Genomic DNA, 15,153 nt, shown 5'->3' with positions numbered 1-15,153 from the left:
TGAATTCTCCTGACGCGAGTATTTCGCCAGCAGAACGCGGCCCCATTCCTAATTCCTAATTCCTAATTCCTAATTCCTAATTCATAATTCATAATTCATAATTCATAATTCATAATTCATAATTCATAATTCATAATCCCCCTCTTAGTCCGCAGGCTGATTCACCTGGTCATCCTGATCCTTCTCCTGCGGCAGCAGGAAGGCGACGATCGCGGCGGGAATGAAGAGGTAGCCGGCATTCAGCAGGGCGATGCGGTAGTCATCCACCTTGCCCGTGGCGGCGAGGCCAAAATAGACCGTCCCCGCGGCAGCCACGATCCGGCCGAAGTTGTAGCAAAACCCTGCCCCGGTGGTGCGGAGCAGCGTGGGGAAGAGCGGAGGCAGGCACATGGTGAAGAGGCCAAACACACCTTGGCAGAGGCCGATGAGAGCGAAGAGCCACAGCGTGGCCTGATAGCTCCAGGTCGTATGAAAGCACAACCACATCGAGCCAGCGTAAGCGGCCAGCATGAGCACGATCGCCTTGCGATAGCCCATGATCTTGGCCAGACCGCCGGCCACGAAATTCCCGATCACCGACCCCACCATCACCCAGAAGAGCGATGTCACGGCCACACTGTTCTTTTCAGCGGCCGTTACATTGGCGAACTCCGGCAGGGCCCGGACATGCGCCTGCTGCCAGAACATGAAGGCCCAGTGAGCCGTGAGCGACACGGCGCAGATCAGCAGCACCCGCCAGGTGACTCCTCGTACTTGGGGGCTGAAGAGCTCCATCACCCCCGGAGGCTTCACCTTGTTCTGAGCCGCCTCCCATTCCTCTGTCTCCGGCACCGCCTTGCGGATCCAGAGGGTGATCAGCGCGGGCAGAATGCCCACCAGGAAGATCAGGCGGTTGCTCTCATCCTCCTTGAGGATGAATCCGGCCAGGCACGCCAGCATGATGCCGCAGTTCACGGCACTCTGGAGCACCGCCGCGATCCACGGGCGCCAATTCTTCGGCCAGGTCTCAACCAACAGAGAAGCTCCCACGGCCCACTCCCCACCGATGCCCAGGGCGGCCAGGAAGCGGAAGATCCCAAGCTGCCACCACGTCTGGGCAATGGCGGACAGGCCGGTAAAGCACGCATAGGTAAGGATGGTCAGCACCAGCGCCTTCCGACGCCCCAGGAGATCCCCCACCCGGCCAAAGAACGCGCCACCGAGCGCCCACCCCACCAGGAACAGCCCCTGAATGATGGCGGACTTCACCTTCACCTGCGGATCTCCAGTGTCCGTCAGCAGGAGGGCCGCCACAAAGGGCGTCGCCACCAGCGTGTAGAGATGCATGTCCAGTCCGTCGAACAACCAGCCCAGCCACGCGGCCAGACCGGAACGTTTTTGCTGCTTGGTCAGATCTCTTAGTCGGGTGACGGTCTGGGACATGGCGCGCGAGTGTGAAGGCCTCTGCGTTATGTGGCAAGCCCGAATTACCGGACTGAATCGTCTGCTTACCCACCAGCCTGCCCGGCGTTGCGATGGGAAAACTTCTTGCACGCTTTCAGCGCAAAAACTGTCCCGACGTTTTTTAACCGTCTGCAAAGACGGAAAAATGGCACCCCCCCTAAGATTGCCCCCAACGAATCCGTTCCCTCATTCGTCAGGTGGTTTCTTGAAATTTGGCCCTGCAAACAGCAGAGCCCCGCCTCAAGATTCAGGCGGGGCTCTGTGTGGGGTCTTGAAGCAGAGTCCAGTATGAGCAGGGCATCCTACGGGCAACGCCTTCTGGAATCCGTCAAGGGAAGTGTGAAACTGTGCAGCCAAAGCTCAGAGCCTGAAGGCACCCTTTCACAGATGCTTCCAAGGCAGAACTTTACCTGGAGCCAACATGCCAAAATACTTCGTTGGGGACAACTGACCCATCGGATAGTATTTTAACATGCTGTTGCAGAAGTGGATCCACTCTGACGACAGGAATTCCCGCTTTTACCAGCATGACGAACGCTCCTGTACCCCCAGCCGCCAGCGATTCCGCCGCAGACCCCCGCCAATCCCTGCTCAACAGCCGACTCGTGGACCTGTATGGCAATGAGCCGGAACTCGCCCAGTTCCCCCGTCTGACGGCGGAGCTGCTCCGTGAGCTGACCATTTCCGATTTTGCCGTGTATGGAGAGGTGGACCACACCACCTGGCAGAACCGCGGCATGTGTACAGATGACTCACCAAATGTACGGGAAGCCCTGAACCGATACGCCACGACACCACGGGGTCATCCCTTCTTTGAGGCCCTGCCCCAGTACTATCAAGGACGTGTGCTCTTTGCGGCGGAGTGCATGTCGCCCGCGGAACTCGCGGCCAACCCCATCATCCAACAGGTGTACGGCCCCATCGGCGTGAAGCATGTGCTGGGGTTCAACTTCCCCTGCGACACGAAGGTGATCGCCTTTGGAGCCATGCGCCGGAGCAGCGTTCCCTTCAAAGAAGAGGACCGGGCCATCGCGACCCTGCTGCGCCAGCATTTTGAGACCTTGTACACGCACGCCTCCCAGCGGGCAGCGCGGAACATGGGGCTCCGCCAGCGGCTCATGCTTGTGTACCCGGAACTCACCCCAAGACAACTGGACGTGGCGGTGTGGCTGGCCATTGGGAAATCCAACCCCGTCATCGCTCAACTGCTGAACGTCACCCAGGCCGGCGTGAAATTTCACCTGCGCAGCATCTTCAACCACATCGGCGCGGAGGACCGCACCACCGCCGCGCTTATTCTTTCGCAGGCTGCTCCTGGCTTTGTCCCCAGCGAGGGGGCCAATCCCAGGCCACCCGCCCTGCAGACGGCCCGGGCATCAGATGCTCATGGACTCTCCCCGGGGGAAGACGCACCCGCCCCGGCCCCAGCGCGTTCCCCAGTCAGGGGGTGACGGCATGCCACAGTCCCGTCCGCTCGGCTTTGGCCTGTGCCATCGCCTTGCCCAGGCTGGCAATGTAGCGCTCCACGGGGGGCAGGCTCTCTGGCATGGGCCGGGTCTGCTGTCCCGCAGGCGAGGCGTAGCCCCGGCGAACCAGCATCTCGCCCAGATCCTCAAACTTCCCAGGCTCCACCTCCACCTTGATGAAGGCGTAGTAACGCTCCGTCTCCGGCACCCGCCCCCACTTCGTGTACACGGTGAAGGGGCGCTTGGAGAGCAGATCCGTCACCCAGCCCAGCGCCTTTGTCCCTGCCTCTATCACCAGATCATCTGGAGCCTTGCGAAAGAACTCCGCCTGATCGCGCAACCGACGGGGCCGCATCCACGTGGTTTCAGCAGCGTCCACGAAGTAGAGGGTGAAGACGTCCTCCTTCGGTCCACTGCGGATGCGCAGGGTGTCTGGCTCACTGGCACGGCTCACCACCAGCTCCGGGTGGGGCAACACCCACCAGTCCCCCTCTTTGTACGCCCGCGTTTCATAGACGGTCTCCTCCACCGGGATGGCTACGGGGATGGCCTTCGGCACAGAGTCCTCCGACTCCCCCTTCGCTTCCGATGGCAGCCGGTAGCGGGCCTTCAGCAACATGCCCAGCATCAACATGAAGAACAGGATCACCACGGTCATGATGAAATTGCTGATGGCGGCGCGGGGCGGCATGAACTTTGGTCTCGTGGGTTGGGGTGGCGTCGTATTGGATGGATGAATCCACGAAGGCTCCATCGATGAGCAGGCCAGGGTCACACTGATCAACACATCTTAATTTCTCATCCTCATTTTGAAACCTGAAATCGCATCTACCAACTGGAACGAACTCTACGAAACGGGTGCCACCCCATGGGACAAAGGCCTGCCCACACCCGTGCTGGCGGAGGTGCAGCAGCGTCATCCCCAGCTCTTCCAGGGCGAGGTGATGGTGCCAGGCTGCGGAACCGGGTCTGACGCCCGCTGGCTGGCCGCTCAAGGCTGCCGCACCACAGGGGTGGACATTGCCCCGCTGGCCGTGGACCGTGCGCGGTCACTGGACGCAGGCCAGGGCGTTCAGTATGTACTGGCAAGTCTGTTCGACCTGCCGGAGGAACTCAGAGGCAAGTTCGACCTCGTCTGGGAGCACACCTGCCTGTGCGCGCTGGATCCGGCCTTGCGGAAGGCCTATATCCAGGGCGTGGCTGCCGCGCTTAAAGTCGAGGGCCATGTGGCCGGCGTGTTCTTCATCGATCCCGAGATGGATCCCGGCGAAACTGGTCCTCCCTTTGGCATCTCCCCGGAGGAGTTGACCGGGCTCTGGGAAGAGGCGGGGTTCAGAGTGCAGGAGTCGTGGGTACCCACGACCGGCTATTCGGGCCGGGTGGGACGGGAGCGGGTGCTGATCGCGGTGAAGGCGGCGAAGGCGGTGAAGGCGGAGTGAAAAGTTGAGAGTGATAAGTGAAAAGTGGGGCTGCCGATGCTGGCGCGTCTGGTGGGGTATTGTACAGAGGAATCCCAAGACCCCTGCGGGAAGCTTCTCAGTCGTGGTTGCGTTCGTGAGAACGCGATCAGGCCGCGCGCCACCCAACACACACAGCTCACCCCGCAAGGTCGCGCCACCTTTCCGCACTTTCACAAGTGCAGCTACGAGCTTCGAGGGTGCGCGGGAACTTCCTCAGTCGTGGTTGCGTTCGTGAGAACGCGATCAGGCCGCGCGCCACCCAACACACACAGCTCACCCCGCAAGGCCGCGCCACCTTCCGCACTTTCACAAGTGCAGCTACGAGCTTCGACGGTGCGCGGGAACTTTCTCAGTCGTGGTTGCGTTCGTGAGAACGCGATCAGGCCGCTCGCCACCCACCACACACCGCTCACGCCGCAAGGCCGCGCCACCTTCCGCACTTTCACAAGTGCAGCTACGAGCTTCGACGGTGCGCGGGAACTTTCTCAGTCGTGGTTGCGTTCGTGAGAACGCGATCAGGCCGCTCGCCACCCACCACACACAGCTCACCCCGCAAGGTCGCGCCACCTTCCGCACTTTTACAAGTGCAGCTACGAGCTTCGTCTTGGCGCAGGGACTTCCTCAGTCGTGGTTGCGTTCGTGAGAACGCGATCAGGCCGCTCGCCACCCACCACACACAGCTCACCCCGCAAGGCCGCGCCACCTTTCCGCACTTTCACAAGTGCAGCTACGAGCTACCTGCGGGAAGCCGCTCAGTCGTGGCTGGGTTCGTAAGAACGCGATCAGGCCGCTCGCCACCCACCACACACCGCTCACCCCGCAAGGCCGCGCCACCCTTCCGCACTTTCACAAGTGCAGCTACGAGCTTCGACTGGGCGCGAGAATTCACCCGACCTGGCACTTGGATCGGACCGGAACAAGAATGTCCCCTTCTTCTGGTGAGCCCGCCCAGCACATCCAGCCGTGCGTGAACTCATGTCTTGCGTCTTCTGTCTTCCAGTCTTCTGTCTCTCTACAACAAATCCTCCAATGCCCCGGCGCTCGTGTCAAACAGGCGCTGGTGTACGCGGAAGGCGCTGCGGTCTGTAAGATTCGCGATCCAGTCACACACCAGACGGGCGCGCTGCTCTTTCTCCGGCTCGGCCTTGATGGCCTTTGCCACGGGCTCTGGCAGCAAATGCAGGGAGCGACGCCCCGGCGCGGGTTCGATGTAATGATCTCTCAACGCATTGAAGAGCCGCTCGATCACGCTGGCAGCCTTGAAGTCCAGCTGCTGAAGCTGCGGAGTGTCGAACACCAGTTCCTTGGCGATGCGCTTGTTCACGCGGGCGCGGGCGGCAATGTCAGGCTCCACCACCAGACCAAAATGATAGCGACGCGTGCTGGCACTGAGGAAATTACCCCGCTCCTCCAGGCGACAGGCGCGGATGTGCTCGCCGATGCTCCGCCCCAGACGCGCCTCCACCTTGCCGTCACGCATGGCCTTGAGCAGGAAGTCCACATGAGCGGCTTCCGCATCTGAGAGAACCCCCTGGGTGGCCCAGGCCTCCAGTTTGACCGGCGTGATGAATCCCGCCTGGATGGCGTCGGCCAGGTCATTGATGGAATATGCTGTGTCATCCGCCCAGTCCATGATCTGGCACTCCAGGGAGCGGAATCCATTGCGCTCCTTGCCCGGGGTCAGCTCAGCGGGAAAGGCCTGCGAACCGAGGACGAAATCCAGATAGGTCTCCTGGTCGTTGTAGAGATAGTGATTGGCCGCCTCCGGTGTCTCCACCTGCAGGGTCTTGTACTTGAGCACTCCATCCAGCAGCGCCCGGGTGGGGTTGATGCCATCGCGGCTCTCGGCAAAGAGGGTCACCGTAAGCTGGCGCAGCGTTTGGGCATTTCCCTCGAACCCTCCATACGGGGCCATGAGATCATGCAGAGCCCGCTCTCCCGTGTGGCCAAAGGGCGGATGCCCAAGGTCATGCGCCAGGCAGGCAGCCTCCACGAGGTCCGCATCCACGCTCTCCCCGTCTCTCAGCAGGTCGCTCGACTTGCTGAGCCAGCCACAGATGGAGCGTCCAATCTGGGCCACCTCCAGGCTGTGGGTGAGGCGCGTGCGGTAGAAATCGTACTCCCCACCCAGAAAGGAGTAAAACACCTGGGTCTTTCCCTGAAGGCGCCGCAATGCGGAACTGTGCAGTATCCGGTCCCGGTCGATTTGAAACGGCGTCCGGTGGTCCTGGCCTGAAGTATGCCGGGGCTTGGGATGCTCGGTATCAAAGGCCGAGTAGAGACGGTTCGCGGACATTGCGGCGCTTGAGATGGGGAGAAACAGAGATCAGTCGAAGGAAACAACGTCGGAAATCGCCCAATGCAGGGAGTTCCGGGTCACACCATTCTCTTCAAAGATCCTGCCGTCCAGCGCTCCAAAGGGCTTCACCCACTTGAGGTTTTCCTTGAGTTCCTTGGCCTTCTCCGGGGTCTGGGTGGGAGAGAGCGTGGAGGCCACCGCCAGATAGTCGGCCAGGGCACCCACATCCAGCTTCCACACGCAACCGTCCACCGTCCTTGTCGCTGGCTGGTTCAGGTCGCCCGCAAAGGACTCCGCCGCCTCTTTCGAGGTACTGAGGAGCAGGACCTTGTCATTCACACTCGCCACGGGCAGGAGATCTCCGCTCAGGAAGGGCAGCCCGTAGAAGTAGGTGGTGACACCGTTTTTCTCGGAGGTGATGGGATCGCCCAGCTTGAAGAGCGAGGGGGCGCCGGGCTCCGACGGGATCAACCCGTTGATGGAGTCACTGATCGTCGTCCAGCCCTTGCCCAGCACTTCCCGGTCCTTCACCGCACCCACCGTGGTGATGCGGGGGAACTTCGAACCCTTGGACTCCGGCGGCAGGCCGGGCAGTTCAGGCATCTTGCCGTTCACGTCCAGGATCACGGCCAGTTCACTGCCCATGCCGTTGTCGTCCATGTTTTTGTCCGCCTCATAGGCCTTCAGCAGCACGGGGAGGAAGGTGGATTCAAACTGGGCGAACTGCTGGCCGCCATCCGGTCCGGCGATTCCCGCCTTCACCAGCTCCTGAGTACCGGTGTAGAGCATGCCCACCAGCTTTTCCATCCAGGCACGGAAGTCTTTGCCGTAGCCTTCGTTCCGGTGGTAGGCAATGCCGAAGACCACACCTGCCTTGTCGATGAGCTTGGCGTAGTCCAGTGGCTTGCCTTGGTCCAGGAAGCGTGGCTTGATCCCGCCGTAGGATTCGAAGTGAACCCCTTTGTCCCACCAGGCAGCGGCCGTCAGCGTGCTGCTTTCCGCACCATAGACCGCCTTCTCCAGCGGGACCAGTTCCCTAAGCTGCGTGTCCAGCACGTTGCCCATTTCCTTGAACATTTCGTTCTGCTTCATGGCATCCACCAGGCCGCGCAGCATCGGCACGAAAGGCTGGTCATCATTGAGAGCACCCATGGTCGCGGAGCTGGCGTAGGTCAGACCCACTAGGTTCTTGCCCGTGTAGGGAAGCAGACGGGCCATCTCCGGCTTGGAGAGCACTGACGCTGCTGGATCCGCCACCAGGTTCAGGTGATCCAGATTCATGCCACAGGCCAGCACGAGATGACTGTCCACCACACCCCAGGCGAGCTTGAGCTTCTTCGCCTGCACGGCGTCATAGGCCTTCTCAATCGTCTTGACCGTCTGCTCTGGCAGCCCTTCAGGCACCATGGCCAGCATCTGGGCCTGATTCTCCTCGGGGAGCAGCAGGGCGAGATCGATCGTGGCCACGCGGAAGTCATGACCGCCAGGGGTCTTCACGTCGCTCATCTGGAAGATCTTCTTCTCCTCCAGTTCTTTGGTATTGTTCAGGAATGCGAGGGCCTCTTCTGGCTTCGCCGTCTTCACACCCACCACCAGGGGCATGAGCTCGAACTTGCCAATAAAGTCTGCCAGCCGCTCGATCGATGAGGGATCACTGAGGAACGATTGCAGGTAGATCATGGGGTTGGATCCCACCTCTTCACCTTTCAGGCTGGCAGCCCCCCCTGCCAGGAGGGCCTTGAAGTACACCTCATTGTAGAGGCGGTTGAAATCCCGCAGCATCGCCACCGTCTGGGCAAATCCGGCACCACCTGCGATGAAGAGATCATCCCCCCACAGTTCCTGCAAGGTGCTGAGAGACTTGTCTCCTGCCGTCGGTGCCGGGGTCTTGTCCTGCACCAGCGCGTTCATGTCCTTCCAGTAGGCAGACTTCTTCAACTCATCCAGATGCTGCTTGAGCTGCGTGGTGCCCAGGTAGAACTCGGTGCCCACCGGCAGCTTGGCCATGAAACCCAACTTCGTCGCATGATCTGCCAGAGACGGTGCCTTGGGCGGCGGGATCACTGCGGCCGGGGACGGCGATGCGGGAGCGACACTCGGCGGGGCTCCAGCGCCAGAGTCGGCACCCGTGCCGGGGGCTTCTTTCTTGTCACATTGGGTCAGCGCCAGGGTGACACCGGCTGACAGGAACAGCGCGTGATAACGCAGTCTGGGGGATATTTTCATGGAACGGAAAACTTAATCATGCGTCACCGTCTGCGCAACCACGTGATTTGACCCGCAGATTCGCAAAAACATGAACGAGTTTGTCATTGAAAATGAACAGCCCCGGAGGAAGCCTTGTCACTTGCGACACGACGGGCTTGGTTTTTGCTGCTCCCCGTGACTGCACCCTTTCCTTCTTCCTCATTTTTTGACACAATCTCACCCACATGAAAGAATTCGCGTTTATTCACGAGCATGGCCAAGTGCCCGAAGCGCTCCGGTCCGTGCCCTTTTTGGGCTCGTTCAGCGAGGAGCAGCTGGATGACGTGCTGAATTCAAGCAGCTACATTCAGTGCGAAGTGGGCGACGCGATCATTCAAGAAGGCGCGGTCGATTCCCGCATTTACATCTTGCTGAGCGGGGCCATGGAAGTCCGCAAGGATGGCAAGAGCCTCGTGACGATCACCCGCCCCGGCGAAATCTTTGGCGAACTGGCGCTCGTCAACGAAGACACTCGGTCCGCCACCGTCGTGGCCGCCAAGCCTTCCGTTTGCCTGGCAGTGGACCAGAAATTCCTGCAGGACATCAAGCCCCGTGAGGAGTATCCCGCCTTCTATGCGGCGCTCTTTGAGTTTATCGCCCGCATTACCGCCTCCCGCCTCCAGAACACATCCCGTCGGCTTTCAGAGCTGGAGCTGGAAGTCAAACTCCTGCGCGGGCAGTTGGAGGAGCAATCTGGCAAAGCGGAGGGCAACCCTGTGCCCGCCCCCAAAGCCTCCCGCACGAAGGCCGCTCCGACGCGTCGGCCCGTCAGCGCCAAGCGCAAGCCCCTCGCCAAGGCGAAGCCAGCAGCTCGCGGCAAGACCCGCCGGTAATTGGCCCTTCTCAACGGACTTCGTAAAACACGGGCAGTTCGGCGTCCAGGACGTCGGTTGCCCGCAGTTCGCCCTGTAGTTGGGCATGCGCCTCCAGCGGCTCGACGGTCAAGCGCTTCAGTGTCCCCGGCTTGGCAGGGGTCTCCACCGGCTGGCTGCCCAGGATGCACCAGTGCAGCACCACCAGCCGCTTTTCCTTGAGGGTCCCGTTCAGCACCTTGCGCACCTTCCACACGCTCTCCACAAGCGCGCGGGTGTACGGCGCAATCTTCGCAGGATCCGGCAGGGCGCTGCGTTCCTCCAGTTCCGCCTCCACCACCAGGCGGGGCGGCGCAGCGCGCTGGGCCCAGTTTCCCGCTTCATGCGTGTAGAGGTCCGCCACCTCCCGCGGTGCCAGAGGACGCTGGAAAATCTCAATGCCATCGAGCGCCCCCTGCCAGGGTTCTGTGCCATCGGAGCGGGAACCAAAGCGGAGACTGGAGGTGCTCCAGCTCATGAATTCCGGCCGCACACTGCTGCTTCGCTCCATCAAGCCATTTCGATAGCACTCCAGCAGACCATCTGCATACACCAGCAGCCATTGCGTGGGTTCACGGTCAGACACCGCCCCCATGCCCAGATGCTTCACCCTGCCATCATCAGTCTGCACGGTGACAAACAACGCGGGCCCCACCTGATCCACGCTGAGCGAAGGCACCTTGCCCTGCCGGCCAATCGCCACCAGCGTGCCTTTCGCATCATTGCCCGTCCTGGCCGCCTGCGCGCTGAACGCGAGGCTGAATGCCTGCTGCCCAGAGCAGGCCTGCACGACCGCGGCCGTGCTTTCCTCATCCGCCACCAGGGCACCGTTCCGCAACTCCGCGCCAGACCACGCGTTGGGCACCGCATCCCCTTCCAGCACCGCACGGCAGAAGCGGTTATTTCCACCATCCGGATCAAAGATGGCATTCGTGGCCTTCTCATTCTCCCAACGAAAGACCAGCCCCGGGCTCACCGTCTTGAGCTTCGTGGTCTCCCGCTTCCTGGCGAACGAAGACTCCGTCTTCACGGGCTGGATGCCGGTCGCAAACCACGCATCACCAAAGCACTCCGCCTGCTGGTTGTGGGTGATTCGCACCCATTTCTCGATCTTCGTGAAGTTCACGTCGAAGATGCCGGCATACAGTTCCGTGTCCGGCTTTCCCTCCGGGGCGGTCACCGTGAGAATGCGGGGGTGATTGCTCCAGCGGGGGTGGAACGCCGTGGATGAGCTCAGCCCCGGCATGGTCGTCATCGAGATCGTCCGGGTGGTCTTGGCAAAGGTGTCCGAGAGCACTATCGCGTTGTGCGTGCCGGTGAAGTAGAAGCAGCGGTCGCTGTCATCCGGGGCGATGCCCGGCCAGCAGCCCTTGCCCAAGGCGGAGTAGCCGCCTTCCGCGATGTTGGCCAGCCCCACCTGCGGCCAGGGGAAGGTATCCACCGCCGCACTGCCGTCCCGGCTGAGCTGGAAATAGGAAATAAAGGGCTGCCCTGTCGGCGCAGCCTGCCAGACCTTTTCGACCACCTTTGGATTGTCCAGCCGGCAGCGAATGACGCCCCCCCGCGTGTCCCGATACCCCTGGCGCACATACACCCAGGTGTGGCTGGTTCCCGGGTCCCACCAGACATCGGAAGCATACCCCTCCACCAACTTGCGCAACCCGGTGCCGTCGAAGTTCACCGCGAAGACCGCCTTCTGGTCCAGATTGGTGAAGACAATCTGCCGGCCATCGGGGGAGAGCATGGGCTTCGCGTAGCTGGTCACCTCCTCCAGCAGGCAGCGCTGGCCTTTGCCATCCTCTGTGTCCAGCACATAGAGCTGCCCGGTCTTCCCCTGCACAAACAGGTCCTCCACATCCCGCCCCAGCACCCACACCAGACGGGCGGGACCACTGCCCAGCGCCTGCAACCCCTCCACGACCGAGGGCACTTGGGCCACCGGGATGGCAGCCGGAGGCTTGGGCTTCGCCGCCTTGCTGGACGCGGGCGAAGCCGCCCGCAACAGGGGGCCACCTAGCACAAAACTCAGCGTCAACCACAGGCCCAGAGGTCGAGCCCGGCCTGTGAAGTACATTGGGCAGCGGAAGGTTGCTGGCATGCAAATATTTTATATAGCCAAAATAACGCGTTTCCAAGCTTAGGATGCGGGAAAGTGCCACGCGGGGACAAGGGGCGACTATAAATCGAAGGACATCTCCTTGCCACCGGGCCGCTCCCTGCGTTTGATAACCGCTCCTTTTTCTCACTCACCCATACCATGAGCAGTCCCGCTTCGCCCCCCTCTCCGTCCACACCTTCCCTCGCCGGACAGGTCGCATTTGTCTCCGGCACCTCCCGTGGTCTGGGGGACCGCTTCGCCATGACTCTGGCCCAGGCCGGCGCGGATTTGGTGCTCACCAGCCGGACCTTGAAGTCCCTGGACGACATCGTGAAGCGGGTGGAAGACCTGGGGCGCCGGGCGCTCCCGCTGGAGCTGGACGTGCGGTCCTATGAAAGCATTGTGGCCTCCGTTCAGGAGGCCAAGGCCCACTACAGCAAGCTGGACATCCTCGTCTGCAACGCGGGCTGCAACGTGCGCAAGCCCTCTGTGGACGTCACCTGGGATGACTGGAACCTCATTCTCGACACCAACCTGCGGGGCTCGTTTTTCCTCGCCCAACAGGCCGCCAAGGAACTCATGATCCCCGCCCGGTACGGGCGCATCATCCTCATCGGCTCCGTCACCTGCGTGGCAGGTTATGCTGGTCTGGCCCCCTATGGCGCGAGCCGCGGTGGGGTGAAACAACTCGCCATGAGCCTGGCCGATGACTGGGGCAAGGACGGCATCACCGTCAACGTCCTGGCCCCCGGCTGGTTCAAGACCGCACAGAACGCCGTGATGTACCAGGATGCCGACTGGGTGGACTACCTGACCGACCGCATCCCAGTGAAACGCCCCGGTAGCATGGACGATCTCGAGTCCCCCCTCCTCTTCCTCGCCTCTGAAGGCAGCCGCTACGTCACCGGCCAGACGCTGCTGGTGGACGGCGGCATCAGCGGCGGGGCAACACGCGCGCTGCCCCGCAAGAAATAGGCCGTCCCCCATCGGTGGACCCGGCCAACTACTTGTCGGTCGGGCCCACAGGATCAAGGTTCGCTCGCATGAAAGCGGCCTGCATGACATCCGCTCCTTCGGCATTCGGCGCCCCCTCAGGTTTCCAGATACCGATCAACCGGATCATCCCTGGCAGGTAGGTGATCGAAGTGGTCATTCTTGCCCTGTGGAAACTTGTGGCAGGGGCATCCAACTTCATGACCTTCGGATCATCGCTTGACAGCGGCAGCCGCAACGTCGGCGCGGCATAGTCACGCTCCAGCGCGTAGTTGACATCGATGGTCCGGCCATCTGGATCGATGACCGGATCCAATTCAAGAGAGGTTCCCACCGGACGCATTTCGATGACGGGGCTTAGTCTCCCATCAGCCTTCTGGGCGTCATCGGCAGCTGGAGTTGCTGCCTGCTCAGGTGGCGTGGCCTTGGAGTCGGCGGCCTTCTTTGGAGCCTCCTCCTTCTCAGTCGCGGCCTCGCTCACATAGGAATACTCGCGCCTCACTTGCGTGATGACCCGCTGCCCGGACCGGGTACCAATCCAGAGGGATTGCACGTAGCTGGCTCGCCCTTGGGCGATGGCTTCCTCAACCGCCTGCCACATTTTTCCGTGGTCCGCACGGGAGGCATACTCTTCCTCTAGCTTGCGCAAGAAGGTGCCGTCCGCCTGCACGATCTGGGTATTAAACGCAACATTGATCGGCAGGACTGAGGTGAGGGTGTCGATGAACGTCTCGACCAATGCCATGTTCTCCGGGGTGTTTCGAACGATCAGCTCGCTCGTGGCCGCATTGAAATTTGCCGATGCGCCTTGAGGAAAAACGATCCCCTGGGCTCGGAGGATATCCAGTGCGGTGATGCGCACCGTCATGCGGGGCTCATTCGGCATGGACCCTGCTGCGAAGGGGTCAGCCGCAGCGGCAGCGGCAGGTGCCGCAGAATCTCTGGAAGCGGCAGCCGACAGAAAGCTGGGCACCACCTTGAAACGTCGAATAATCATGCCCGCAGGCAGAGACGGATCCTGCACGACCCCTGGTGCGGCGGTCGGAGTGGGCCGCAGTTTCTCTGCGTGTGCGGCAAAGATCGTCTCCAACTGACGGTCCAGTGCTGCCAGCAGCGGCACGACATCCGCCCGGACGATGGCCACCAACAACCGGTTTTCCCGCCCCGGTTCTTGCGCGCCTTCAGGCTTCCATACCCCCAGGAGCCGGGCCGTGCCGCTCAGCATCGTTTGGGCAGTGGTGACGTTTACCCGGTAGTAGTCAGTCACTCGAACGTCCGCGCGCAACCCTGAGCCTGTCTGCGCCACGGGCTCCCAGCGGTCCAACGGCAGGCGATAGTCATGATCAATGGCGATATTGATATCCAGCGTCTCCCCATCTGGGCCGAGCACGGGATCCAACTCCATGCGCGCCCCAATCTCTCGGGTGTCATTGGCATGCGCCGTCCAGCCATTCTTCGATCCCGAAAGCTCGACGCCATTGACCCTTTCTTCTCCGTGCACCACGGTCGCCCGCTGGCCGCTGCGCGTCTCCAGGCGCAGCAGATCGACCTGCCGGCCTTTCCCTTCTCCCACCAAGGCTTTGAGTTTGGCCAACTGAGCCGAATGATCCCCTTTGCCGCCAGCTTCGTTCACAAGCTTGCGCACTTCAGTCGCCTCCGCCTCGATCAGATAGGTGGCAAAGGTCAGGGAGGCAGGCACCTGGTTGATCAAGGTGGTCGCCCAGGCACCGATCTGCTCGTGCGCCTTCCCGGAGGTGCGTATCACCAGGGTTTGATTGGCGGAATCATACGCCACTACAGAGCCCTCAGGCAGTGGGATCCCCTGATCCTTCAAGTAAAGCGATACAATAGCGTCGGATTTCTTCAGGAAGTCTGCCACCTCGGCCTCGGTTGCATTTGCCTTGGGCATCTTTGGAGCCCTGAGCTGCCCCTTGTCCCGGGAGACAAACCCGGTCCCCAGATCATCTGAAGGAAACCGATAGGTTTTGGTACTCCAGGTGTCGGGTGCGGCAGTCAGTTGCGCAGCCTGAGCCACGCCCACTGGGGGCGAGGGCGTTTGTTGAGCAGGAACAATAGCCGCCGAAAAAGCGGCCCACAACGCAGGAATGACGTAAGAGGGTTTCATAGCAGGAACGTGCGTGAACGCGCATTCTGCCGGGAAGATTCCACGACAGGCAAGATAAAACTCTTTACCCGGTCAGGACATCCGCTCTCTGCCGAAAGAAACAGCCCTCCAACTTTGTTGTCCAAAACTCCTCTTACAGGACTCACGCTATTGCCCCCACCGCGCCTCTGT

The 15,153-nt window shown here is 61.4% G+C and carries 10 protein-coding genes; 4 read left to right on the top strand and 6 right to left on the bottom strand.

The genetic code is table 11. The annotated features are described in order from the left end of the window. Nucleotides 1-144: 144 nt before the first annotated feature. Entirely contained in the window at nt 145-1,422 is a 1,278-nt protein-coding gene (locus VSP_RS07830; protein WP_009959856.1) for an MFS transporter, read from the bottom strand. A 548-nt stretch (nt 1,423-1,970) separates the two neighbouring features. Here VSP_RS07830 and VSP_RS07825 point away from each other — a divergent pair. Next, nucleotides 1,971-2,894 carry a helix-turn-helix domain-containing protein gene (locus VSP_RS07825; RefSeq protein ID WP_009959855.1) on the top strand — a complete coding sequence of 308 codons (924 nt, stop codon included), beginning with the start codon at nt 1,971-1,973 and terminating at the stop codon, nt 2,892-2,894. On the opposite strand, the gene VSP_RS07820 is transcribed toward VSP_RS07825, so the two are convergent. Then, the gene (locus VSP_RS07820) at nt 2,884-3,600 is read right to left on the bottom strand and encodes a thermonuclease family protein (protein WP_009959854.1); all 717 of its coding nucleotides are present in this window, start codon (nt 3,598-3,600) and stop codon (nt 2,884-2,886) included. The genes VSP_RS07825 and VSP_RS07820 overlap by 11 nt on opposite strands. 118 nt (nt 3,601-3,718) lie before the next feature. On the opposite strand from VSP_RS07820, the gene VSP_RS07815 reads away from it, so the two are divergent. Then, the gene (locus VSP_RS07815) at nt 3,719-4,348 is read left to right on the top strand and encodes a methyltransferase domain-containing protein (RefSeq protein WP_009959853.1); all 630 of its coding nucleotides are present in this window, start codon (nt 3,719-3,721) and stop codon (nt 4,346-4,348) included. Nucleotides 4,349-5,381: 1,033 nt separating this feature from the next. Here VSP_RS07815 and dgt read toward each other — a convergent pair. Beyond that, complete coding sequence (gene dgt / locus VSP_RS07810; protein ID WP_009959850.1) at nt 5,382-6,665, bottom strand: dGTP triphosphohydrolase; 1,284 nt, start codon at nt 6,663-6,665, stop codon at nt 5,382-5,384. Between the two features lie 30 nt (nt 6,666-6,695). After that, a complete protein-coding gene (locus VSP_RS34460) occupies nt 6,696-8,894 on the bottom strand; it encodes a hypothetical protein (RefSeq protein WP_009959849.1) in 2,199 nt (732 codons plus the stop codon). Nucleotides 8,895-9,100: 206 nt separating this feature from the next. Between VSP_RS34460 and VSP_RS07800 the strand changes: the two genes are divergently transcribed. Continuing rightward, nucleotides 9,101-9,748, top strand: coding sequence for a cyclic nucleotide-binding domain-containing protein (locus VSP_RS07800; RefSeq protein ID WP_009959848.1), 648 nt, complete (start codon nt 9,101-9,103; stop codon nt 9,746-9,748). A 10-nt stretch (nt 9,749-9,758) separates the two neighbouring features. On the opposite strand, the gene VSP_RS07795 is transcribed toward VSP_RS07800, so the two are convergent. Further along, complete coding sequence (locus VSP_RS07795) at nt 9,759-11,864, bottom strand: LamG-like jellyroll fold domain-containing protein (protein ID WP_081452451.1); 2,106 nt, start codon at nt 11,862-11,864, stop codon at nt 9,759-9,761. A 159-nt stretch (nt 11,865-12,023) separates the two neighbouring features. Here VSP_RS07795 and VSP_RS07790 point away from each other — a divergent pair, with 159 nt between their 5' ends. Further along, on the top strand, nt 12,024-12,839 hold the full coding sequence (locus VSP_RS07790; protein WP_009959846.1) for an SDR family NAD(P)-dependent oxidoreductase: 816 nt from the start codon (nt 12,024-12,026) through the stop codon (nt 12,837-12,839). 28 nt (nt 12,840-12,867) lie between these two features. Here the strand turns inward: VSP_RS07790 and VSP_RS07785 are convergent, their stop codons facing one another. Beyond that, nucleotides 12,868-14,982: a hypothetical protein gene (locus VSP_RS07785; RefSeq protein ID WP_157210792.1), complete on the bottom strand. Its 2,115-nt coding sequence runs from the start codon at nt 14,980-14,982 to the stop codon at nt 12,868-12,870. Nucleotides 14,983-15,153: the final 171 nt, after the last annotated feature.

The sequence above is a fragment of the Verrucomicrobium spinosum DSM 4136 = JCM 18804 genome (assembly GCF_000172155.1).
GTDB lineage: Bacteria > Verrucomicrobiota > Verrucomicrobiia > Verrucomicrobiales > Verrucomicrobiaceae > Verrucomicrobium > Verrucomicrobium spinosum.
Note: the sequence above shows the minus strand (reverse complement) of the source record. Positions and strands in the feature narration are given on the sequence as shown.

What these genes read in the sequence shown, in the direction of transcription:
- VSP_RS07830 (WP_009959856.1), bottom strand. Translation starts at nt 1,422, where the DNA reads ATGTCCCAGACCGTCACCCGACTAAGAGATCTGACCAAGCAGCAAAAA.
- VSP_RS07825 (WP_009959855.1), top strand. Translation starts at nt 1,971, where the DNA reads ATGACGAACGCTCCTGTACCCCCAGCCGCCAGCGATTCCGCCGCAGAC.
- VSP_RS07820 (WP_009959854.1), bottom strand. Translation starts at nt 3,600, where the DNA reads ATGCCGCCCCGCGCCGCCATCAGCAATTTCATCATGACCGTGGTGATC.
- dgt (WP_009959850.1), bottom strand. Translation starts at nt 6,665, where the DNA reads ATGTCCGCGAACCGTCTCTACTCGGCCTTTGATACCGAGCATCCCAAG.
- VSP_RS34460 (WP_009959849.1), bottom strand. Translation starts at nt 8,894, where the DNA reads ATGAAAATATCCCCCAGACTGCGTTATCACGCGCTGTTCCTGTCAGCC.
- VSP_RS07800 (WP_009959848.1), top strand. Translation starts at nt 9,101, where the DNA reads ATGAAAGAATTCGCGTTTATTCACGAGCATGGCCAAGTGCCCGAAGCG.
- VSP_RS07795 (WP_081452451.1), bottom strand. Translation starts at nt 11,864, where the DNA reads ATGCCAGCAACCTTCCGCTGCCCAATGTACTTCACAGGCCGGGCTCGA.
- VSP_RS07790 (WP_009959846.1), top strand. Translation starts at nt 12,024, where the DNA reads ATGAGCAGTCCCGCTTCGCCCCCCTCTCCGTCCACACCTTCCCTCGCC.
- VSP_RS07785 (WP_157210792.1), bottom strand. Translation starts at nt 14,982, where the DNA reads ATGAAACCCTCTTACGTCATTCCTGCGTTGTGGGCCGCTTTTTCGGCG.